We start from the raw sequence: 18,204 nt of genomic DNA, 5'->3' as shown, positions 1-18,204 counted from the left end.
GGATGCGGCGTATGACCTCACTCGCACACGACCGCTACTGCGACGAGATCGCCCAACAGATACGGGAGTTCAGGGCCGTCGTCACGTCCGGCGCCGACCTGTCCGCCACGGTGCCGACCTGCCCGGAATGGTCCCTGGAGGACCTGGTGCGGCACACGGGGCGTGCCCTGCGCTGGGTGGAACTGCTGGTGCGCACCCGGGCCCAGGAGAACGTCCCCGGCGAGCAGGCACCGGGGTACGCCGGACCCGGGGCCCGGGGCGACGCCGCCGCGCTGGACGCGTGGCTGGAGGAGTCGGGCGCGGCGCTCGTGGACGCGCTGCGGGAGGCGGGGCCGGACGCGAAGGTGTGGTCGTGGGCCGGGAGGCACGACGCGGCGTTCTGGGCCCGCCGGATGACGCACGAGATCACCGTGCACCGCGCCGACGCCGCGCTCGCCGCCGGGCTGCCCTACCGGGTCGCGGCGGACGTGGCCGCCGACGCGATCGAGGAGTGGCTGGAGATCGTACGGTTCGTGCAGCGGGCGCTTCCGGACGGGCCGGCCAGGGAACTGCGCCGCCCCGGTCACAGCATCCATCTGCACGCCACCGACGCCGCCCCCGGCCTCGACGCCGAGTGGCTGATCGAGCTCCCCGAAGAGGGCGTGGTCTGGCGCCGCGGCCACGAGAAGGCGACGGTCGCGCTGCGGGGCCCGCTCACCTCCGTCCTGCTGGCCTTCTACCGCCGGTTGCCGCTGGACGCCCCTGAGCTGGAGGTGCTCGGCGAGCGGGAACTGCTGGACTTCTGGCTGGAGCGGGCGACGTTCGGGTGAGAACCCGGTGACGTGGCGGTGGCCCGCCCCCGGCCGGGGACGGGCCACCGCTGTCACGGCTGTGCGAGGCGTCAGCGGCTTCCGCTCGCCCCACGACGGCGCAGGCCGAAGAAGACGGCGCCGCCACCGACGACGACCAGGGCGGCCGCGAGGCCGACGATCAGGCCGGTGTTGGAGTTCGCACCGGTCTCGGCGAGGTTGGACTCGCCGGCCGCGGGCGACGGGGCGTTGCTCGACACACCCGCCGGGGCGGTGCTCTCGCTCGCCGAGGCCGCCGGGGTCGACGGGGACGGGGCCGGCGTCCCGGTCTCCTCGGCCGGGGCCGAGGAGGTCTGCGACGGCGTCGCGGTGGGCGTCGGGGTCGGCGTGTCCTCCGTCTTGCAGGAGGTCGCCGGGGTGACGAGGTTCGGCTTGATGTCCTCGTCGACGTAGTCCGCGGCCTTGACGTGGATGCGGTACTCGGCGCCCGGCTTCCAGTTCTCGGCGAAGGTGATGGTCGTGCCCTCGCGCGAGCCCTTGACCACCTGCTCGCCGACCTTCTTCGCGTCGGCGCCGTTGTTCTGCAGGTAGACGGTGACGGTCGCGGGGATGCCGGCGGGGTCCACGTCGGTGACGGTGATGACGCCCTTGTCGCCCTCGCACTTGGCGGCGGCGGAGAACTCGCTGATGTCACAGGCGAGGGCGTTGCCGGCGGCGCCGAGCGCCAGGGCGACCGAGGCGGAGGCGACACCGAGGGCACGTACGCCGCGGCGTGATGCCGTGCGGCTGAATATGGACAGGACTGCCACGTTGGTCCTTTACAGGAAGCGCATATGCGGGGGGTGGACGGGGTGCCGGTACCGGTGCGGCATCAGCACGCCCAGGAGTCTCACTGGTCTATAAGCGGTGCGTAAGAAGTGTCAACGCATATGCCTGCCGACGGAGTTGGCTTTGCCCTCTTATTAACCGCCGAGACGTTTCAACGCCTCCGGAGCCTCCTCGATCCGGTCGACCAGCGTGACCCTGCGCTCCATCGGCCGCCCGGCGGCCAACGACGTCAGCAGCGGCCACGCCGGCAGCCGCTCCGTCCAGTGCGCCCGGTCCACGAGCACCATGGGCGTGGGCTCGCCCCGGGACTCGTAGTAGTTCGGCGTCGCGTTGTCGAAGATCTCCTGTACGGTGCCGGCGGCGCCCGGCAGGAACACCACGCCCGCGTTCGAGCGGGCCAACAGGCCGTCCTCGCGGGTGGCGTTGGCGAAGTACTTGGCGATGTGCGCCGCGAAGGCGTTGGGCGGTTCGTGCCCGTAGAACCAGGTCGGGATGCCGACCGAGGCACCGCCCTGCGGCCAGCGCTCGCGCACCTCGAACGCGGCCCGCGCCCAGTCGGTGATCGACGGCGTGAACGACGGGGCCTTGGCGAGGACGCGCAGCGCCTCATCCAGCATCCGGTCGCCGTACGGGGCGGCGTACGCGCCCAGGTTGGCCGCCTCCATGGCGCCCGGACCGCCGCCGGTGGCCACCGTGAACCCGGCGCGGGTCAGTTCGCGGCCGAGACGGGCGGCGCCCGCGTAGGCATCGGTGCCGCGGGCCATGGCGTGGCCGCCCATGACGCCCACCACCCGGGCGCCGGCGAGGAGTTCGTCCACGGCGTCCGAGACGGCGTCGTCGTGGATGGCGCGCAGCATGGAGGCGAACACGTCCCCGTCCGCCTTGGTCTGCTGGAACCAGGCGTACGCGAGGGCGTCGGGCGTCGCCTCGTAGCCCTCGTCGAGGGAGGTGTACAGGTCGTCGGGGGAGTAGACGAGTGCCCGGTACGGGTCGAAGGGCAGGCCGGGTATCGGCGGGAACACCAGGGCACCCGCGGCACGCACCCGGGCCGCCGCCTCGGGGTCCATGGGGCAGCCGAGGAAGACGGAGCCCGTGGTGTCCACGGACATCAGGGCGTCCGTACGGGCCGTCAGATCGACGGCCTGGACGCGGTAGTGGGCGAGTGTGCCGCGGGCGGAGACGACCTCGTCGAACTCGGCGAGGCTCTCGATCTCGCGGTCGTGGGAGGCGTGGTGGGACTGGGGCTGGGCGGGTGTCGGATCCACCCGCCCATGCTAGGCGTGCGTGCCTCTCAGCCCTCGATCGCCGCCGGGTCCATCCACGCGACCTCCCAGGTGTGGCCGTCGAGGTCGTCGAAGGCGCGACCGTACATGAAGCCGTGGTCCTGGGTCTCGCCGCTGGCCGAACCGCCCGCCGCGATCGCCTTGTCGACCAGCTCGTCGACCTTCTCGCGGCTCTCGGCGCTCAGCGCGATCAGCACCTCGCTGGACTTCGTCGAGTCCACGATCTCCTTCTTCGTGAACTCGGCGTACTTCTGCCGGGTGAGCAGCATCGCGACGATCGTGTCGCTGATGACGACCGAGGCGGCGGTCTCGTCGCTGAACTGGGGGTTGATCTCGTAGCCGAGCTCCGTGAAGAACTTCTTCGAGGCGTCGAGGTCGTTGGTGGCCAGGTTCACGAAGATCATCTGCTGGTACATCGGGCCCTCTCCCGTTGGTGTCGTTGCGTTCGGAGGGTTAGACGGGAGGGCGGTGCGGAACTCATCGCCGGTCCGGGGATTTCTTCGAGAAATTTCTGCGGGGCCGGTGGACCGGCGGTCAGCGCGTCAGCGGGAGCGCCGCCAGTTCGGCGACGATCAGGGTCAGCGGGCCGAAGACGGCCAGCAGTGCGCAGGCCCGCAGGGCGGCGGCGCTGCGCAGCATCACCGGTGGCGCCCCCAGCCGCAGCAGCGTGGCCGTCGTGTCGGCTCGGGCGTGTTTGGCCTCGACGGCCGCGGTGAGCAGGGTGGCCACCGCGCAGCCCGCCACGAGGAGTGCGCCGAGGGTGCGCAGCGGGCCGAACGACCCTCCGCCGGCGTCGTACAGGGCGGCCGCGGCGTAGGCCGCCGAGGCCACGGCGCAGACCACGCCCAGGGGGCGGCCGATGCGGCTCGCCTCCTCCATGAGGACCCGGCCGGCCAGCAGACGCAGAGCGCCGGGGCGGACCGCCTGCAGGAGCCGGCCGCACAGGTGGGTGAGGCCGGGGCCGGCCAGGGCGAGGCCGACGGTGGCCAGGGACCAGCCGACGAGGACGCCTGCCGCCGGGGCGTCGGAGGTGGGGGCGGTGGCGCGGCCCGCGTAGGTCTCCACGGCGAGGCCCGCGGCCAGTACGGCGATGCCCCAGGGAAGGGTGCCGGAGCCGCCCTGGGCCCCGGGGTGGTCGTCGGGGGCGTCCGGCGTCTGCGGGGGGCCGTCCGCCGAGGCCGCGGGGTGCGGTGCGCCGCCCGGCGCGGCGCGGCTGCTCGCGGACTGTGCGTCGTCGTCGGTGAGGGCGGGGGCGTCGGTGGCGGGGGCCGTCGGGGACGGTGCCCGGTTCAGACGGGCGCCGAAGCGGCCGTAGGCGCCGAAGGTCTCGCGGGCCGTGCCCGGGCCGTACGCCCCGAAGCGGCCGTACCCGCGCGCGGCGCGGTCCCGGGCCGGCCGGGGTTCCCTCGGCCGGAGGGCCAGGGCCGACGCCGCCGACGCCGTCACCGGCACCAGCGCCAGCAGGGTCAGGGCCGCCGGGAGGGGGAGGGACCGGCCGGGGGCGAGGGCGTCGGCGGCGGCGCCGTCGAAGGGAGTGCCCGCGGGGTCGCCGCGCAGATGGAGGAAGAGCAGCAGGGCCAGCAGCGAGCCGAGCGCGCCGGACAGGGCCGTGGTGGCCGCCGAGACGGCCATCAGCCGGCCGGGGCCGAGGCCGATCGCCGACAGTCCGGGGCGTGGACGGGTGGCCGGGTCGGTACGGGCCACGGCGACGGCCAGGTACGCGGTGGCGGCGACGGGGACCGCGCACCAGACCAGGCGCAGGGCCGAGGTGCCGGGCTCGTCGGGATGGTTCATCGCGTGGCCGAGGGAGCACAGCAGCAGGAAGCCCGTGCCCGCCGACGCCGCCGCGACCAGCAGACGGCGCAGGTGGACGGCGAGGTGGGCGCCGCGGGTCAGACGGAGAGCGAGCACGCCGCCCGGCCTTCCGTCGTGGCGGTCTCGGAGACCGGGGGGAGGTGCACGGTCTTCACCCGCCGCCCGTCGAGCAGGGCCACCGTGCGGTCGGCGAGGGCCGCGGTCTCCGCGTCGTGGGTGGCGAGGAGGACCGTGATGCCGTGCGAACGGGCCGCCGTGGTGAGCGTCCGCAGGACGTGGGCGCGGTCGCTGCGGTGCAGGGGGGCCGTCGGCTCGTCGGCGAACAGGACCGAGGGGGCGACGGCGAGCGCGCGGGCGATGCAGACCCGCTGCCGCTCGGCCTGCTGGAGCTGGTGCGGGCGCCGCCGGGCCCGGTCGCCGACGTCGAGGCGTTCGAGCCACTCCAGGGCGGTGGTCCTGGCCTGGCGCCGGCCGAGGCCGCGCAGCATCAGCGGGAGGGCGGCGTTCTCCCAGACGTTCAGCTCGGGGACGAGCACCGGAGCCGGGTCGATCCAGCCGAAGCGGTCTCGCCGCAGCCGCTCACGGCCGAACGAACCCATGGTGTGCACCGGCACGCTGTTGAACCAGACCTCGCCGCTCTGCACCGGAACCAGGCCGGACAGGCACTTGAGCAGGGTCGTCTTGCCGCTGCCGCGCGGGCCGCTCACGGCGAGGACCTCGCCCGCGCGGACTTCGAGCGAGACGCCGCTCAGCGCGGGGGTTCCGTCGCGGTGCTGGAAGTGCAGGGCACGTGCCCAGAGCACGTCGTTGTCCGGCGGGGTGACCATGGCGTACACCTCGGTTCAGATCAGAATGCCGTGCGTGGTTCGTGAAATCCCCCGCGTGGGGGAACGAAGGCAGGGCCGATCGGTCACTCGGCACGCTAGGCAGTCCGCCGCGGGAGGCCGGACAGCACGCGGCCCCGGGCCGCCGTTTCTCACTGGAACGGACGACACCGGGGCCGGTGGCGATCATCTCTGAGGATGATCGGCAAAGCTGATCGGGACCGGGATCAGAGCTTGGTCCACGCCTCCGTCAGCGTCGCGCGAAGGATCTGCTCGATCTCGTCGAAGGTCTCCTGGTTGGAGATCAGCGGCGGGGCGAGCTGGATGACCGGGTCGCCACGGTCGTCGGCCCGGCAGTACAGGCCGTTCTCGAAGAGCTTCTTGGAGAGGAAGCCGTACAGGACGCGCTCGGTCTCCTCGTCGGTGAAGGACTCCTTGGTGTTCTTGTCCTTGACCAGCTCGATACCGTAGAAGAAGCCGTTGCCGCGGACGTCGCCGACGATCGGCAGGTCGAGCAGCTTCTCCAGGGTGGCGCGGAAGTTGCCCTCGTTGTCGAGCACGTGCTGGTTGAGGCCCTCGCGCTCGAACAGGTCGAGGTTGGCGATGCCGACCGCGGCGGAGACCGGGTGGCCGCCGAAGGTGTAGCCGTGCAGGAAGGTGTTGTCGCCCTTGTAGAACGGCTCGGCCAGGCGGTCGGAGACGATGCAGGCGCCGATCGGGGAGTAGCCCGAGGTCATGCCCTTGGCGCAGGTGATCATGTCCGGGACGTAGCCGAACTTGTCGCAGGCGAACGTCGTGCCCAGGCGGCCGAAGGCGCAGATGACCTCGTCCGAGACGAGCAGGACGTCGTACTGGTCGCAGATCTCGCGCACGCGCTGGAAGTAGCCGGGCGGGGGCGGGAAGCAGCCGCCGGCGTTCTGCACGGGCTCCAGGAAGACAGCCGCGACCGTCTCCGGGCCCTCGAACAGGATCTGCTGCTCGATCTGGTCGGCGGCCCAGCGGCCGAAGGCCTCGGGGTCGTCGCCGTAGATCGGGGCGCGGTAGATGTTGGTGTTCGGGACCTTGTGCGCGCCCGGGACCAGCGGCTCGAACGGGGCCTTCAGGCCCGGCAGACCGGTGATGGACAGGGCGCCCTGCGGGGTGCCGTGGTAGGCGACCGCGCGGGAGATGACCTTGTACTTGGTCGGCTTGCCGGTCAGCTTGAAGTACTGCTTGGCCAGCTTCCAGGCGGTCTCGACCGCCTCGCCGCCGCCAGTGGTGAAGAAGACCTTGTTGAGGTCGCCGGGGGCCTCGTTGGCGAGGCGCTCGGCCAGCTCGACGGCCTTCGGGTGGGCGTAGGACCACACCGGGAAGAAGGCGAGCTCCTGCGCCTGCTTCAGGGCGGTCTCGGCCAGCTCCGTGCGGCCGTGTCCGGCCTGGACCACGAACAGGCCCGCGAGGCCGTCGAGGTAGCGCTTGCCCTTGTCGTCGTAGATGTGGGTGCCCTCACCGCGGACGATGGTGGGGACGGGGGCGTTCTCGTACGACGACATGCGGGTGAAGTGCATCCACAAGTGGTCGTACGCGGTCCTGCTGAGGTCCTTGGGGCTGTCGGTGCTCACGATTATCGGGTTCCCCACATATAGGTCTGCTTCTTGAGCTTGAGGTAGACGAAGCTCTCGGTGGAGCGCACTCCGGGGACGGCCCGGATGCGTTTGTTGATGACGTCCAGGAGGTGGTCGTCGTCCTCGCAGACGACCTCCACCATCAGGTCGAAGGAGCCTGCGGTCATCACCACGTACTCGCATTCGGACATGGCCGTCAGCGCGTCGGCGACGGACTCCACGTCGCCCTCGACGTTGACACCGACCATCGCCTGGCGGCGGAAGCCCACGGTGAGCGGGTCCGTCACGGCGACGATCTGCATCACGCCCTGGTCGAGCAGCTTCTGGACGCGCTGGCGCACGGCCGCCTCCGACAGGCCCACGGCCTTGCCGATGGCGGCGTACGGCCGGCGGCCGTCCTCCTGGAGCTGTTCGATGATGGCGAGGGAGACGGCGTCCAACTGGGGACCGCCGTTCCTGGACTCGCGGGAGTCCCTCTGGTCTGCGCTTCGACTGGCCACGGCTTCACTGTGCACGACGTATCGACAGTTTTGCAAGGCCGGATCGATGAAATTCGTTGTCTAGATCGCCTGAGCCTGCGGATTTCGCAATCCAGAGGCGACCGGGGGTGTTGAAAACGTCGGCTCTCCGTCTAGGGTGGGTGTCTCAGTGATTGGACACCCGAACTTGGAGGGCCGGCAGTGAGCACCGAGCTGCGTCGTCTGCGCAACTACATCGACGGTGAGTTCCGGGACGCCGCCGACGGACGGACCACCGAAGTGGTCAACCCCGCCACGGGCGAGGCGTACGCGACGGCTCCCCTGTCCGGGCAGGCGGACGTGGACGCCGCCATGGCGGCCGCCGCGGCCGCCTTCCCGGCCTGGCGCGACACCACCCCCGCCGAGCGGCAGAAGGCCCTCCTGAAGATCGCGGACGCGTTCGAGGAGCGTGCCGAGGAGCTGATCGCCGCCGAGGTGGAGAACACGGGCAAGCCGATCGGGCTGACCCGCTCCGAGGAGATCCCGCCGATGGTCGACCAGATCCGCTTCTTCGCGGGCGCGGCCCGGATGCTGGAGGGGCGGAGCGCCGGCGAGTACATGGAGGGCCTGACCTCCATGATCCGCCGCGAGCCGATCGGCGTCTGCGCGCAGGTCGCGCCGTGGAACTACCCGATGATGATGGCCGTGTGGAAGTTCGCCCCCGCGCTCGCGGCGGGCAACACGGTCGTCCTGAAGCCCTCGGACACCACCCCCGCCTCCACGGTCCTGATCGCGGAGATCATCGGCTCGGTCCTGCCCAAGGGCGTCTTCAACGTCATCTGCGGCGACCGGGAGACCGGCCGCCTGATGGTCGAGCACCCGACCCCGGCGATGGCCTCCATCACCGGCTCCGTGCGGGCCGGCATGTCGGTCGCCGAGTCGGCGTCGAAGGACCTCAAGCGCGTCCACCTGGAGCTGGGCGGCAAGGCCCCGGTCGTGGTCTTCGAGGACACCGACATCGCCAAGGCCGTCGAGGACATCTCGACGGCGGGCTTCTTCAACGCCGGCCAGGACTGCACGGCGGCCACCCGCGTGCTCGTCCACGAGTCGATCCACGACGAGTTCGTCTCCGCGCTCGCCAAGGCCGCGTCCGAGACCAAGACCGGCCAGCCGGACGACGAGGACGTGCTCTACGGTCCGCTGAACAACCCCAACCAGCTCAAGCAGGTCTCCGGCTTCATCGAGCGCCTGCCCGCGCACGCCAAGGTCGAGGCCGGCGGTCACCAGGTCGGCGACAAGGGCTACTTCTACGCCCCGACCGTCGTCTCGGGCCTGAAGCAGGACGACGAGATCGTCCAGAACGAGGTCTTCGGCCCGGTCATCACCGTCCAGTCCTTCCGCGACGAGGAGCAGGCGGTGGAGTGGGCCAACGGCGTCGACTACGCGCTGGCCTCCTCGGTGTGGACGAAGGACCACGGCCGCGCCATGCGGATGTCCAAGAAGCTCGACTTCGGCTGCGTGTGGATCAACACCCACATCCCGCTGGTCGCCGAGATGCCGCACGGCGGCTTCAAGAAGTCCGGCTACGGCAAGGACCTGTCGGCCTACGGCTTCGACGACTACACGCGGATCAAGCACGTGATGACGTCCCTGGACGCGTAGGCCTCCGGCGGTTCGGCCAGGTGATCGTCCGGCCCCGGGCGGGATGCTTCCCGTCCGGGGCCGCGCTGTCGTCCGGGGCGGCACGGCGTACTGCGAACTCGCCCTGGTCGACAGGCTGTCGGGCCTGGGCGGAGGCGCTCGACGCAGCGTCGATTGTTCCCCGGACGACGGGCGCGGCATCCTGCGGCCATGCCCCTGTCTTCGAAGACGCCCTCGATCTCCCGTCGGACCCTGCTGCGGACGCTGGGCGGTTCCGCCGCGTTCGGCGCGCTGGCCGGCTGCGGTGTGCCGGCCGCGTACGTCGCACCGGGCGACCGCGCCGCGACCGACCTGTCCGCCACCGAACGACGTCTGACCTGGGCGAACTGGCCGCTGTACATCGACACCGACGACGAGAACCCCGGTCGGCGGCCCACGCTGGAGGCGTTCGAGGAGCGGACCGGCGTCTCCGTCGCCTACGTCGAGGAGATCAACGACAACGACGAGTTCTTCGGCAAGATCAGCCCGGCCCTGATGAACCACCAGCCCACGGACCGCGATCTGATCGTCATCAGCGACTGGATGTGCGGGCGGTTCGTCCGGCTCGGCTGGGTGCAGGAGATGGACCGCTCCCGTCAGCCGAACGTCACCAAGTACCTCGACCCGCTGCTGCGTTCCCCCGCCTTCGACCCGGGACGGAAGTTCACCGTGCCGTGGCAGTCGGGCATCACCGGCATCGCGTACAACCGGCGTCGGCTGGGCCGGGAGATCCGGCACGTCTCGGACCTGTGGGCGAGCGACCTCAAGGGCCGGGTGACCCTGCTCTCCGGGCTGGACGAGGCGTTCGCGCTGCTGATGCTGGGCGACGGCGTGGACATCACCGCCTGGACGGCGGACGACTTCCACCGGGTGTGCGACCGGGTGCAGAAGCAGGTGGACAAGGGGCAGATCCGCCGCTTCACCGGCAACGACTACATCAAGGACCTCTCCAGCGGGGACGTCCTGGCGTGTCAGGCGTACTCCGGTGACGTCATCCAGCTCCAGGCCGACGACCCGGACATCGAGTTCGTCGTCCCGGAGGAGGGCGCCGAGCTGTGGGCGGAGTCGCTGATGATCCCGAACCTGGCCCGCCACAAGGGCAACGCCGAAGAGCTGATCGACCACTACTACGAGCCCGAGGTGGCCGCGGAGCTGGCCGCCTGGGTGAACTACGTCTGCCCCGTCCCGGCCGCGCAGGACGTGCTCGCCTCCGCCAAGGACGAGGAGACGGCCGCCCTGGCCGAGGACCCGCTGATCTTCCCGGACGCGGCGATGCGGGCGCGGCTCGCCATCGCGCGGGACATCGGGTCGGAGGAGCGGGCAGAGTTCGCGAAGCGGTGGAACGCCATCGTGGGGCTGTAGCAGACTGACCGGCATGATCAATTCATCGGGTGATGAAGCGGTCGGAGGGGCGGTCACTCTCGGACTGCTCGCGGCCTGGGCCCTGCACGACGCGGAGGAACTGGTGGCCCTGCCGGGCTGGCTGCGGCGCAACGTGCCGGTCCTGAGGGAGAGGTTCCCTCTCGTGCCGGAGGCCGTGTGGCGGCGGGCCGAGGCCGTCGACGCGCGGGAGTTCACGGTCGCCGTGGGGGTGATGGCCGCCGTCGTGGCGTCCGCGGCCGCCGCGGGACGGCTGACCGGCGGCCGGTCCTCCGCGTACCAGACCGCCCTCGACGCCTTCGGCCTGCACGGCCTGGTGCACCTCGCCCAGGCGGGGCTCCTCCGCGGCTACACGCCCGGTGCCGCGACCTCGCCGCTGGTGGTCGTCCCGTTCACCCTGTGGGCCCGCCACCGGCTGCGCCGCGCCGGCGTGCTCCGCCCGGCCCGCCCGCGCGACGTCGCCCTCGCGCTGGGCCTGGCGGGCGCCGCCACGACCGTTTCGCACGCGGTGGCGAGGCGGGTCGTCGGAGCCGGCCGCAACGCCGGGGCCCGGCGCTGAACGAGGCCGCACGAGTGCCGGCGGGGGCGTGAACGTCTCCTCCGGCAGGGGAGCGCAGGGGCGGAAACGCAAGTCCGCCCCTGCGGGCGTCAGCGGCCCTGCGGGTCGTGCTCCCGCGTCTTCGCCGCCTCGTCGCCGCGCCCCAAGGCCCCGGCGGTCCCACGCCGGGACGCCCCGCGCAGCGCGCACAGCGTCTCGATGCGGTTCGTCGTGATCGAGTCGACGCCCAGGGCGAGGAGGCGGCGCATCGTGCGGCGGGTGTCAGGGGTCCAGACGGACAGCAGGTGGCCGTCACGGTGGACGCGCTCGGCCAGCGCCCGGTCCACCAGCCCGAACCGGTAGTTGAGCCAGCGCGGGCGGACCGCAGCCAGCAGCGCGGGCCTGGGCGGTGCCAGCGTCGTCCAGGTCAGCGCGATCTCGGCGGCCGGGTCGGCCGCGCGCACCGCGAGCATGGCGGGGGCGCCCGCGCAGTAGTACACGCGGTCCTGCGCCCCGCACTCGCGTACGACGTCCACGACCCGGCGGGCCGCCCGCACGTCCGGCATGCCGGGCAGGTCGAGCATCACCCGGCTCCCGTCGGTCGCCGCGAGCGCCTGGGCCAGCGTCGGCACCCTGCCCGCCGTCAGCCCGCGCACCTCCTCGGCCGACAGCGAGAGCAGCGGCCGGTCCTGCTCCCACAGCCGCTTCAGCGTCGCGTCGTGGAGCAGCACGGGCACCCCGTCCCGGGTCAGCCGTACGTCGACCTCGACCGCGTCCGCGCCGCGGCGGAGCGCGGAGCGCAGCGAGTCGAGCGTGTTCTCGCGGAAGAGGTAGGGGTCGCCGCGGTGGGCGACGGCGGTCACCTGACGTGGGGCGCTCATGAGGCGGCGAGCCAGGACGAGGTGTACGTGTCGATCTCGTCCCTGATCCTGGCCTTGCCCGGCTCGTCCAGGAAGGCCGCCTCGACCGCGTTCTTCGCCAGGTCGGCGAGCCCCCGCTCGTCGAGGCCGAGGAGCCGGGCGGCGACCGCGTACTCGTTGTTGAGGTCGGTGCCGAACATCGGCGGGTCGTCGGAGTTGATGGTCACCAGGACCCCGGCGCGCGTGAACTCCTTGATCGGGTGCTCGTCCAGCGTGCGCACCGCCCGCGTGGCGATGTTCGAGGTCGGGCACACCTCCAGCGGGATCCGCCGCTCCGCGAGGTGTGCGAGCAGCTTCGGGTCCTGCGCGGAGCTGGTGCCGTGCCCGATGCGCTCGGCGCGCAGGTGGGTGAGCGCGTCCCACACGGTCTGCGGACCCGTGGTCTCGCCGGCGTGCGGCACCGAGTGCAGGCCCGCGGCGATCGCCCGGTCGAAGTACGGCTTGAACTGCGGCCGCGCCACGCCGATCTCGGGCCCGCCGAGCCCGAAGGAGACCAGCCCCTCCGGCCGCAGCCGGTCGTCGGTGGCGAGCCGCGCCGTCTCCTCCGCGGACTCCAGACCGGCCTCGCCGGGAATGTCGAAGCACCAGCGCAGGACGGTCCCGAAGTCGGCCTCGGCGGTCTTGCGCGCGTCCTCGATGGCGTCCATGAAGGCCCGCTCGTCGATGCCGCGGCGCGTGGAGGAGTACGGGGTGATGGTCAGTTCGGCGTACCGCACCTGCTGCCGGGCCATGTCCCGGGCCACCTCGTACGTCAGCAGCCGAACGTCCTCCGGGGTGCGGATGAGGTCCACGACGGACAGGTACACCTGGATGAAGTGCGCGAAGTCCGTGAACGTGAAGTAGTCGACCAGGGCCTCGGGGTCGGTGGGGACCATGGAGTCGGGGTGGCGGGCGGCCAGTTCCGAGACGATGCGCGGGGAGGCGGAGCCGACGTGGTGGACGTGCAGTTCGGCCTTGGGCAGCCCGGCGATGAAGGCGTGCAGGTCGCGCGGGACGTCGGGGTCGACGAGGTGCTCGGTCAAGGGTTCCTCCCCGGAACGGCGTCCCGGGGCGCGAGAGGCCGGGCGGGACGCGGGTGATCGGCTGATCGGTGACTCGGGATCATCGTAGGCCGGGCCGCTGCCGGACGGGGACGGGCCGTAGCATGACCGGACGTTCGACAGAGGGGATCCCGCGCATGTCCGACGACGCGCAGCCGTCGCACTCCGATGCGCAGCCGCCGGACTCGCCGGGAACCGACGCGGCCTCCCGTCCGGCTCCCGCCGGCGGCGCCGTCGGCGACGCGTGGGCCGCGCCGTCCGGCGGGGCGCGCGGGGACGTCGAGGACGCGGTTCCCCGGGTGGTGTTCGACGAGCGGGGCGCGACGGACGGGCCCGCCGATCCGCCGAGTGACGACCAGGACCCGGAGCGGGATGCTCCCGGCGACCTCGGAAGAGCCGCCGGACTCCGCCCCGGCTCCGACCCGTGGGCGCCGCCGGCGGACGGTGCGGCGCCGGCGCCCGGCGGCCCGGGGACCACGACGGCCTCGGGCGGGCCGGCCCCGTGGTCCGCGCCGTCCCTCCACGACCAGCAGACAGTGACGTCCCTGCCCGGCATGGCCGGCACCCAGCCTCCGGCACCGGCCCCCGCACCGGCGCCCACATCACCGTCCCGCCCGTGGACGAACCCGTCCACCCCACCCCCCGCCACGGCACCGACCGACGGCCCGGCCGATCCGTTCGCTTCGCCGGGTGGTGGGGTGCCGGGGGCTGGTCCGGGTGTTCCGTTCGCTTCGCCGGGTGGTGGGGTGTCGGGGGCCGGTCCGGGTGTTCCGTTCGCTCCGCCGAGTGGTGCGGCGTCGGTGGGCCGTCACGCCGATCCCTTCGCCCCGCCGGGCACCTCGACACCCGCCGTGGGCGGCATGGCCGGGCCGTTCGCGGCGCCCGGCGCGCCGGGCGGGTACGCCCAGGAGCAGCCCGTCCCGCCGCCCCCCATCGCCCCCGACGGCCCCGGTCAGGTCCCCTACGGCTACCCGGGCGGCTACGGCCACCCGGGCCCGCCCGGGCACGTGGGTCCGCAGGGCTACTACGGCTGGCCCGGCATGGCGCCGATGCCGAGCAACGGGCTCGGCACGGCCGGACTCGTGCTCGGCATCGTCGCGGCCGTCGGCTTCTGTCTGTGGCCGCTCGCGATCATCGCCGGCATCCTGGGCGTCGTCTTCGGCGCGATCGGCCGCGGCAAGGCCCGTCGCGGCGAGGCCACCAACCCGGGTCAGGCCCTGGCCGGCATCATCTGTGGAGCCGCCGGCATCGCACTCGGCATCGGCTTCGGCGTGCTGGTGATCGCCACCTCGTAGGCCGCGCGGGCGGACGGGACCTTCAGTGTGCGGTGCGCAGTCGTCTGCGCGCCTCCATCAGCGCGAACCCCAGCAGGTTCAGCCCCCGCCACCGCTCCGGATCCGCCGCAGCCTCGTCGTCGGCGGCCAGCCCGATCCCCCACACGCGGTCCACCGGGCTCGCCTCCACCAGCACTCTCCCCCAGCCTTCGGCCGAGGGGACCCCCGTCTCGCTTCGCTCGCCGGTTCCCAGCAAGAACTCGCGCAGCGCCGGGTCCGCCGCGAACTTGTGGACGCTGCCCTCGACGACGATCCGGAACCGCTCCCGCTCCCACACCGCCTCGTCGAAGCCGCGCACCAGCCGCCCCGCCTTCTTGGCCTCGGCGGGGTGCCCCGCGGCCAGCACCCGCCGCTCGGCCTCCGCGTCCTCGAACAGCCGGGCCTTGGCCGCCATCATCCAGTGCTCGGCGGTCGCGTACTCCACCCCGTCCACGGTGAAGGGCGACGGCCACCACTGGCTGAGACAACTCGGGCCGATCCGGCCGTCCGGTCGCGGCCTGTGTCCCCAGAAGAACAGGTACTTGATCCTCGGCCCGGCCCCCGACCGGACCTGCCTGACCAGGGCCTCCCTGCTGTCGATGATCCCCACCGCCGCCCCCGTGGTCTTCTCCATGCACGCGAGTCTGGCACGCGCCACTGACACTCCGTCCGTCCTTTTCCGTGGCGACTCGACACCTGGTCGACAGATTCCGTCGCGTAACCAAAAGGCAACAACGGAATCACTTGTTGGGGGTTCACAGCTCTGTCAGGATCGGCACTCACATCGAGCCTGAGCCACGCCGGCCCCGTCACGGGAACCCCCGTCGCGGGACTCCCGTCACGGGGGCCGCCCGTCGACGGGGACATCGAGGAGAGCCGACATGCACAACCCGGGCAACGCCACCCCGGACCGTTTTCCGGCCGAGGACCGCTTCGCGGAGGGGGCCCAGTACATCGCGGGCCGCCTGACGAAGGGCACCTCCGGACGTACGCACACCGTCGTCGACCCGGCGACCGGCGAAGCGGTCCTGACCTACCAACTGGCCGGCACCGAGGACGTGGACGCGGCCGTCGCCGCCGCGCGGGAGGCGTTCCCCGGCTGGGCCGGCGCCACCCCGGGCGAGCGGTCGGACGCCCTGCACCGGTTCGCGGCCGTGCTCGCCGACCGCGCCGAGGACTTCGCCCGCGCCGAGTCGCTGCAGTGCGGCAAGCCGCTGAAGTTGACCCGCGAGTTCGACGTCCCGGGCACGGTCGACAACGCCGCCTTCTTCGCCGGCGCGGCCCGGCACCTGCAGGGGCAGTCGGCCGGCGAGTACTCCGGCGACCACACGTCGTACGTCCGCCGCGAGCCGATCGGCGTCGTCGGCTCGATCGCGCCCTGGAACTACCCCCTCCAGATGGCCGCGTGGAAGATCCTCCCGGCGATCGCCGCGGGCAACACCATCGTCCTCAAGCCCGCCGAGATCACCCCGCTGACCTCCCTGATGTTCGCCCAGGCCGCGACAGACGCCGGGATCCCGGACGGTGTGATCAACATCGTCACCGGCACCGGCCGGGAGGCCGGCGAGCACCTCGTCGGGCACCCCGACGTGGCGATGACCTCCTTCACCGGCTCCACCGCCGTCGGCAAGCGCGTCGCGGAGGTCGCCACCGCCACCGTCAAGCGCCTCCACCTGGAGCTCGGAGGCAAGGCGCCCTTCGTCGTCTTCGACGACGCCGACCTGGACGCCGCCGTCAACGGCGCGGTCGCCGGCGCGCTGATCAACACCGGCCAGGACTGCACGGCCGCCACGCGCGCGTACGTGCAGCGGCCCCTGTACGAGGCGTTCGTCGAGAAGACCGCCGCCCTCATGGACACCGTCCGGGTCGGGGACCCCTTCGCTCCGGACACCGACCTCGGCCCGTTGGTCAGTCATGTCCAGCGGGACCGCGTCGCCGGGTTCGTCGACCGGGCGCGCTCCTACGCGCGCGTCGTCACCGGCGGTGAGGCCCCGCAGGGCGACCTGAAGAACGGCGCCTACTACCGGCCCACGCTCATCGCGGACGCCGCCCAGGACAGCGAGGCCGTCCAGTCCGAGATCTTCGGGCCGGTCCTGGTCGTGCTGCCCTTCGACAGCGACGACGAGGGCATCCGGCTGGCCAACGACACGCCCTACGGGCTCGCCGCCTCCGCCTGGAGCCGGGACGTGTACCGGGCGAACCGCGCCACCCGCGAGATCAAGGCGGGCTGCGTGTGGGTCAACGACCACATTCCGATCATCAGCGAGATGCCGCACGGCGGGTACAAGGCGTCCGGCTTCGGCAAGGACATGTCCGCGTACTCGTTCGAGGAGTACACGCAAGTCAAGCACGTCATGTTCGACAACACCGCGGTGGTGCGCAAGGACTGGCACCGCACGATCTTCGGGGACCGGTAGTCATCTAGCCATCACCACAGGCCGCCGACCACGGCCGACCCACCCGAAAGGGCAACCACGCGCATGGAGCAGTACGAGCCCGACCGCCTGTCCCCGGCCCAAGTGGCCGCCATGCGGCGCAGTTTCACCAACGGCAGGGCCGCCCTCACCCGACGCTCACTGCTGCGCGCCTCCGCGGGCGGAGCGCTCGCGGCCGGCGGACTCGGCGCACTGAGCGGCTGCGGCATCCCCGCGGCGGGCAAGACCGAAGGCGGCACGTCCGGTGAGGACCACTCGGCCGAGGAGAAGGAGGTCAACTTCTCCAACTGGACCGAGTACATGGACGTCGACGAGAGCGGCAAGCGGCGCCCGACGCTGGAGGCGTTCGCCAAGCGGACCGGCATCAAGGTCAAGTACACCGAGGACATCAACGACAACAGCGAGTTCTTCGGCAAGATCCAGCCGCAGCTCGCCGCCGGCCAGGACACCGGCCGCGACATCATCGTGCTCACCGACTGGCTGGCCGCCCGCCTGATCCGCCTCGGCTGGGTCCAGAAGCTGGACCCGGCCAACCTGCCGCACGCCTTCGCCAACCTGTCACAGCAGTTCCGCAGCCCCGACTGGGACCCGGGCCGCGCCTACTCGTACCCGTGGCAGGGCATCTCGACCGTCATCGCCTACAACAAGAAGGCGCTGGACGGCATCGAGGTGAAGTCGGTCTCCGACCTGCTCGACAATCCGAAGCTCAAGGGGCGCGTCGGCTTCCTCACCGAGATGCGCGACACCATCGGCATGACGCTGCTCGACATGGGCAAAGACCCGGGCCGGTTCTCCGACGACGACTACGACGCGGCGATCGCCCGGCTGCAGAAGGGCGTCGACCGCGGCCAGATACGCCGCTTCACCGGCAACGACTACACCTCCGACATCACCAAGGGCGACTTCGCGGCCTGTCTGGCCTGGGCCGGAGACGTCGTCCAGCTCAAGGCGGACAACCCGGACGTCGACTTCGTCATCCCGGACAGCGGATACATCACGTCGAGCGACAACATGCTGGTCCCCAACAAGGCCCGGCACAAGAAGAACGCCGAACGGCTCATCGACTACTACTACGAGCCGCGCCCGGCCGCGGAGCTCGCCGCCTACATCAACTTCGTCTGTCCCGTCGACGGCGTGAAGGACGAGCTTGCGAAGATCGACGAGGAGGCGGCGGACAATCCGCTGATCATTCCCGACAAGGCCATGCAGGCCCAGTCCCATGCCTTCCGCTCCCTGAGCTCGAAGGAAGAGACGGCCTACGAAGAGAAGTTCGCGAAGCTCACTGGGGCGTGACGACG

At 72.0% G+C, this 18,204-nt stretch carries 17 protein-coding genes; 7 read left to right on the top strand and 10 right to left on the bottom strand.

Translation table 11 applies throughout. The annotated features are described in order from the left end of the window. Nucleotides 1-11: 11 nt before the first annotated feature. Complete coding sequence (locus tag IE260_RS31935) at nt 12-809, top strand: maleylpyruvate isomerase family mycothiol-dependent enzyme (RefSeq protein WP_189878237.1); 798 nt, start codon at nt 12-14, stop codon at nt 807-809. A gap of 71 nt (nt 810-880) precedes the next feature. Here the strand turns inward: IE260_RS31935 and IE260_RS31930 are convergent, their stop codons facing one another. The 7 genes from IE260_RS31930 to IE260_RS31900 form a co-directional block, all read right to left on the bottom strand. Beyond that, nucleotides 881-1,597: an LAETG motif-containing sortase-dependent surface protein gene (locus tag IE260_RS31930; RefSeq protein ID WP_189878235.1), complete on the bottom strand. Its 717-nt coding sequence runs from the start codon at nt 1,595-1,597 to the stop codon at nt 881-883. A gap of 153 nt (nt 1,598-1,750) precedes the next feature. Continuing rightward, a complete protein-coding gene (locus IE260_RS31925) occupies nt 1,751-2,881 on the bottom strand; it encodes an LOG family protein (protein WP_189878233.1) in 1,131 nt (376 codons plus the stop codon). 26 nt (nt 2,882-2,907) lie between these two features. Next, nucleotides 2,908-3,315, bottom strand: a complete 408-nt coding sequence (locus IE260_RS31920) for a VOC family protein (protein ID WP_189878231.1) — start codon at nt 3,313-3,315, stop codon at nt 2,908-2,910. A gap of 118 nt (nt 3,316-3,433) precedes the next feature. After that, a complete protein-coding gene (locus IE260_RS31915; RefSeq protein ID WP_189878229.1) occupies nt 3,434-4,810 on the bottom strand; it encodes a hypothetical protein in 1,377 nt (458 codons plus the stop codon). Continuing rightward, the gene (locus tag IE260_RS31910) at nt 4,792-5,541 is read right to left on the bottom strand and encodes an ABC transporter ATP-binding protein (RefSeq protein ID WP_189878227.1); all 750 of its coding nucleotides are present in this window, start codon (nt 5,539-5,541) and stop codon (nt 4,792-4,794) included. The genes IE260_RS31915 and IE260_RS31910 overlap by 19 nt, the downstream gene beginning before the upstream one ends. Before the next feature lie 224 nt (nt 5,542-5,765). Beyond that, nucleotides 5,766-7,139, bottom strand: coding sequence for an aspartate aminotransferase family protein (locus IE260_RS31905; protein WP_189878225.1), 1,374 nt, complete (start codon nt 7,137-7,139; stop codon nt 5,766-5,768). A gap of 2 nt (nt 7,140-7,141) precedes the next feature. Next, complete coding sequence (locus tag IE260_RS31900) at nt 7,142-7,657, bottom strand: Lrp/AsnC family transcriptional regulator (RefSeq protein ID WP_100044578.1); 516 nt, start codon at nt 7,655-7,657, stop codon at nt 7,142-7,144. Between the two features lie 165 nt (nt 7,658-7,822). Here IE260_RS31900 and IE260_RS31895 point away from each other — a divergent pair, with 165 nt between their 5' ends. From IE260_RS31895 to IE260_RS31885, 3 genes are all read left to right on the top strand, one after another. Continuing rightward, nucleotides 7,823-9,262 carry a gamma-aminobutyraldehyde dehydrogenase gene (locus tag IE260_RS31895; RefSeq protein WP_189878223.1) on the top strand — a complete coding sequence of 480 codons (1,440 nt, stop codon included), beginning with the start codon at nt 7,823-7,825 and terminating at the stop codon, nt 9,260-9,262. A 189-nt stretch (nt 9,263-9,451) separates the two neighbouring features. Next, complete coding sequence (locus tag IE260_RS31890; RefSeq protein WP_189878221.1) at nt 9,452-10,642, top strand: ABC transporter substrate-binding protein; 1,191 nt, start codon at nt 9,452-9,454, stop codon at nt 10,640-10,642. Nucleotides 10,643-10,655: 13 nt separating this feature from the next. Continuing rightward, complete coding sequence (locus IE260_RS31885) at nt 10,656-11,219, top strand: HXXEE domain-containing protein (protein ID WP_189878219.1); 564 nt, start codon at nt 10,656-10,658, stop codon at nt 11,217-11,219. An 89-nt stretch (nt 11,220-11,308) separates the two neighbouring features. On the opposite strand, the gene IE260_RS31880 is transcribed toward IE260_RS31885, so the two are convergent. Then, the gene (locus tag IE260_RS31880; RefSeq protein ID WP_189878217.1) at nt 11,309-12,079 is read right to left on the bottom strand and encodes a glycerophosphodiester phosphodiesterase; all 771 of its coding nucleotides are present in this window, start codon (nt 12,077-12,079) and stop codon (nt 11,309-11,311) included. Then, a complete protein-coding gene (locus IE260_RS31875; protein ID WP_189878386.1) occupies nt 12,076-13,281 on the bottom strand; it encodes an adenosine deaminase in 1,206 nt (401 codons plus the stop codon). The genes IE260_RS31880 and IE260_RS31875 overlap by 4 nt, the downstream gene beginning before the upstream one ends. 677 nt (nt 13,282-13,958) lie before the next feature. Between IE260_RS31875 and IE260_RS31870 the strand changes: the two genes are divergently transcribed. Next, nucleotides 13,959-14,453: a DUF4190 domain-containing protein gene (locus IE260_RS31870; protein WP_229881497.1), complete on the top strand. Its 495-nt coding sequence runs from the start codon at nt 13,959-13,961 to the stop codon at nt 14,451-14,453. Between the two features lie 22 nt (nt 14,454-14,475). Here IE260_RS31870 and ybiA read toward each other — a convergent pair whose 3' ends face one another. Continuing rightward, nucleotides 14,476-15,105, bottom strand: coding sequence for a riboflavin biosynthesis intermediates N-glycosidase (gene ybiA, locus IE260_RS31865; protein ID WP_189878215.1), 630 nt, complete (start codon nt 15,103-15,105; stop codon nt 14,476-14,478). A gap of 247 nt (nt 15,106-15,352) precedes the next feature. Between ybiA and IE260_RS31860 the strand changes: the two genes are divergently transcribed. Together IE260_RS31860 and IE260_RS31855 are read left to right on the top strand one after the other, a co-directional pair. After that, on the top strand, nt 15,353-16,888 hold the full coding sequence (locus IE260_RS31860; protein ID WP_189878213.1) for a gamma-aminobutyraldehyde dehydrogenase: 1,536 nt from the start codon (nt 15,353-15,355) through the stop codon (nt 16,886-16,888). Nucleotides 16,889-16,951: 63 nt separating this feature from the next. Further along, complete coding sequence (locus IE260_RS31855; RefSeq protein ID WP_189878211.1) at nt 16,952-18,199, top strand: polyamine ABC transporter substrate-binding protein; 1,248 nt, start codon at nt 16,952-16,954, stop codon at nt 18,197-18,199. The last annotated feature ends 5 nt before the right edge of the window (nt 18,200-18,204 follow it).

The organism is Streptomyces viridiviolaceus (assembly GCF_014650995.1).
GTDB lineage: Bacteria > Actinomycetota > Actinomycetes > Streptomycetales > Streptomycetaceae > Streptomyces > Streptomyces viridiviolaceus.
The sequence above is the reverse complement of the archived record's forward strand: the minus strand, read 5'-3'. Positions and strand labels throughout refer to the sequence as shown.

Coding starts and splice junctions, on each gene's coding strand:
- IE260_RS31885 (WP_189878219.1), top strand. CDS start 10,656: ATGATCAATTCATCGGGTGATGAAGCGGTCGGAGGGGCGGTCACTCTC.
- IE260_RS31920 (WP_189878231.1), bottom strand. CDS start 3,315: ATGTACCAGCAGATGATCTTCGTGAACCTGGCCACCAACGACCTCGAC.
- IE260_RS31880 (WP_189878217.1), bottom strand. CDS start 12,079: ATGAGCGCCCCACGTCAGGTGACCGCCGTCGCCCACCGCGGCGACCCC.
- IE260_RS31860 (WP_189878213.1), top strand. CDS start 15,353: ATGCACAACCCGGGCAACGCCACCCCGGACCGTTTTCCGGCCGAGGAC.
- IE260_RS31935 (WP_189878237.1), top strand. CDS start 12: ATGACCTCACTCGCACACGACCGCTACTGCGACGAGATCGCCCAACAG.
- IE260_RS31910 (WP_189878227.1), bottom strand. CDS start 5,541: ATGGTCACCCCGCCGGACAACGACGTGCTCTGGGCACGTGCCCTGCAC.
- ybiA (WP_189878215.1), bottom strand. CDS start 15,105: ATGGAGAAGACCACGGGGGCGGCGGTGGGGATCATCGACAGCAGGGAG.
- IE260_RS31855 (WP_189878211.1), top strand. CDS start 16,952: ATGGAGCAGTACGAGCCCGACCGCCTGTCCCCGGCCCAAGTGGCCGCC.
- IE260_RS31890 (WP_189878221.1), top strand. CDS start 9,452: ATGCCCCTGTCTTCGAAGACGCCCTCGATCTCCCGTCGGACCCTGCTG.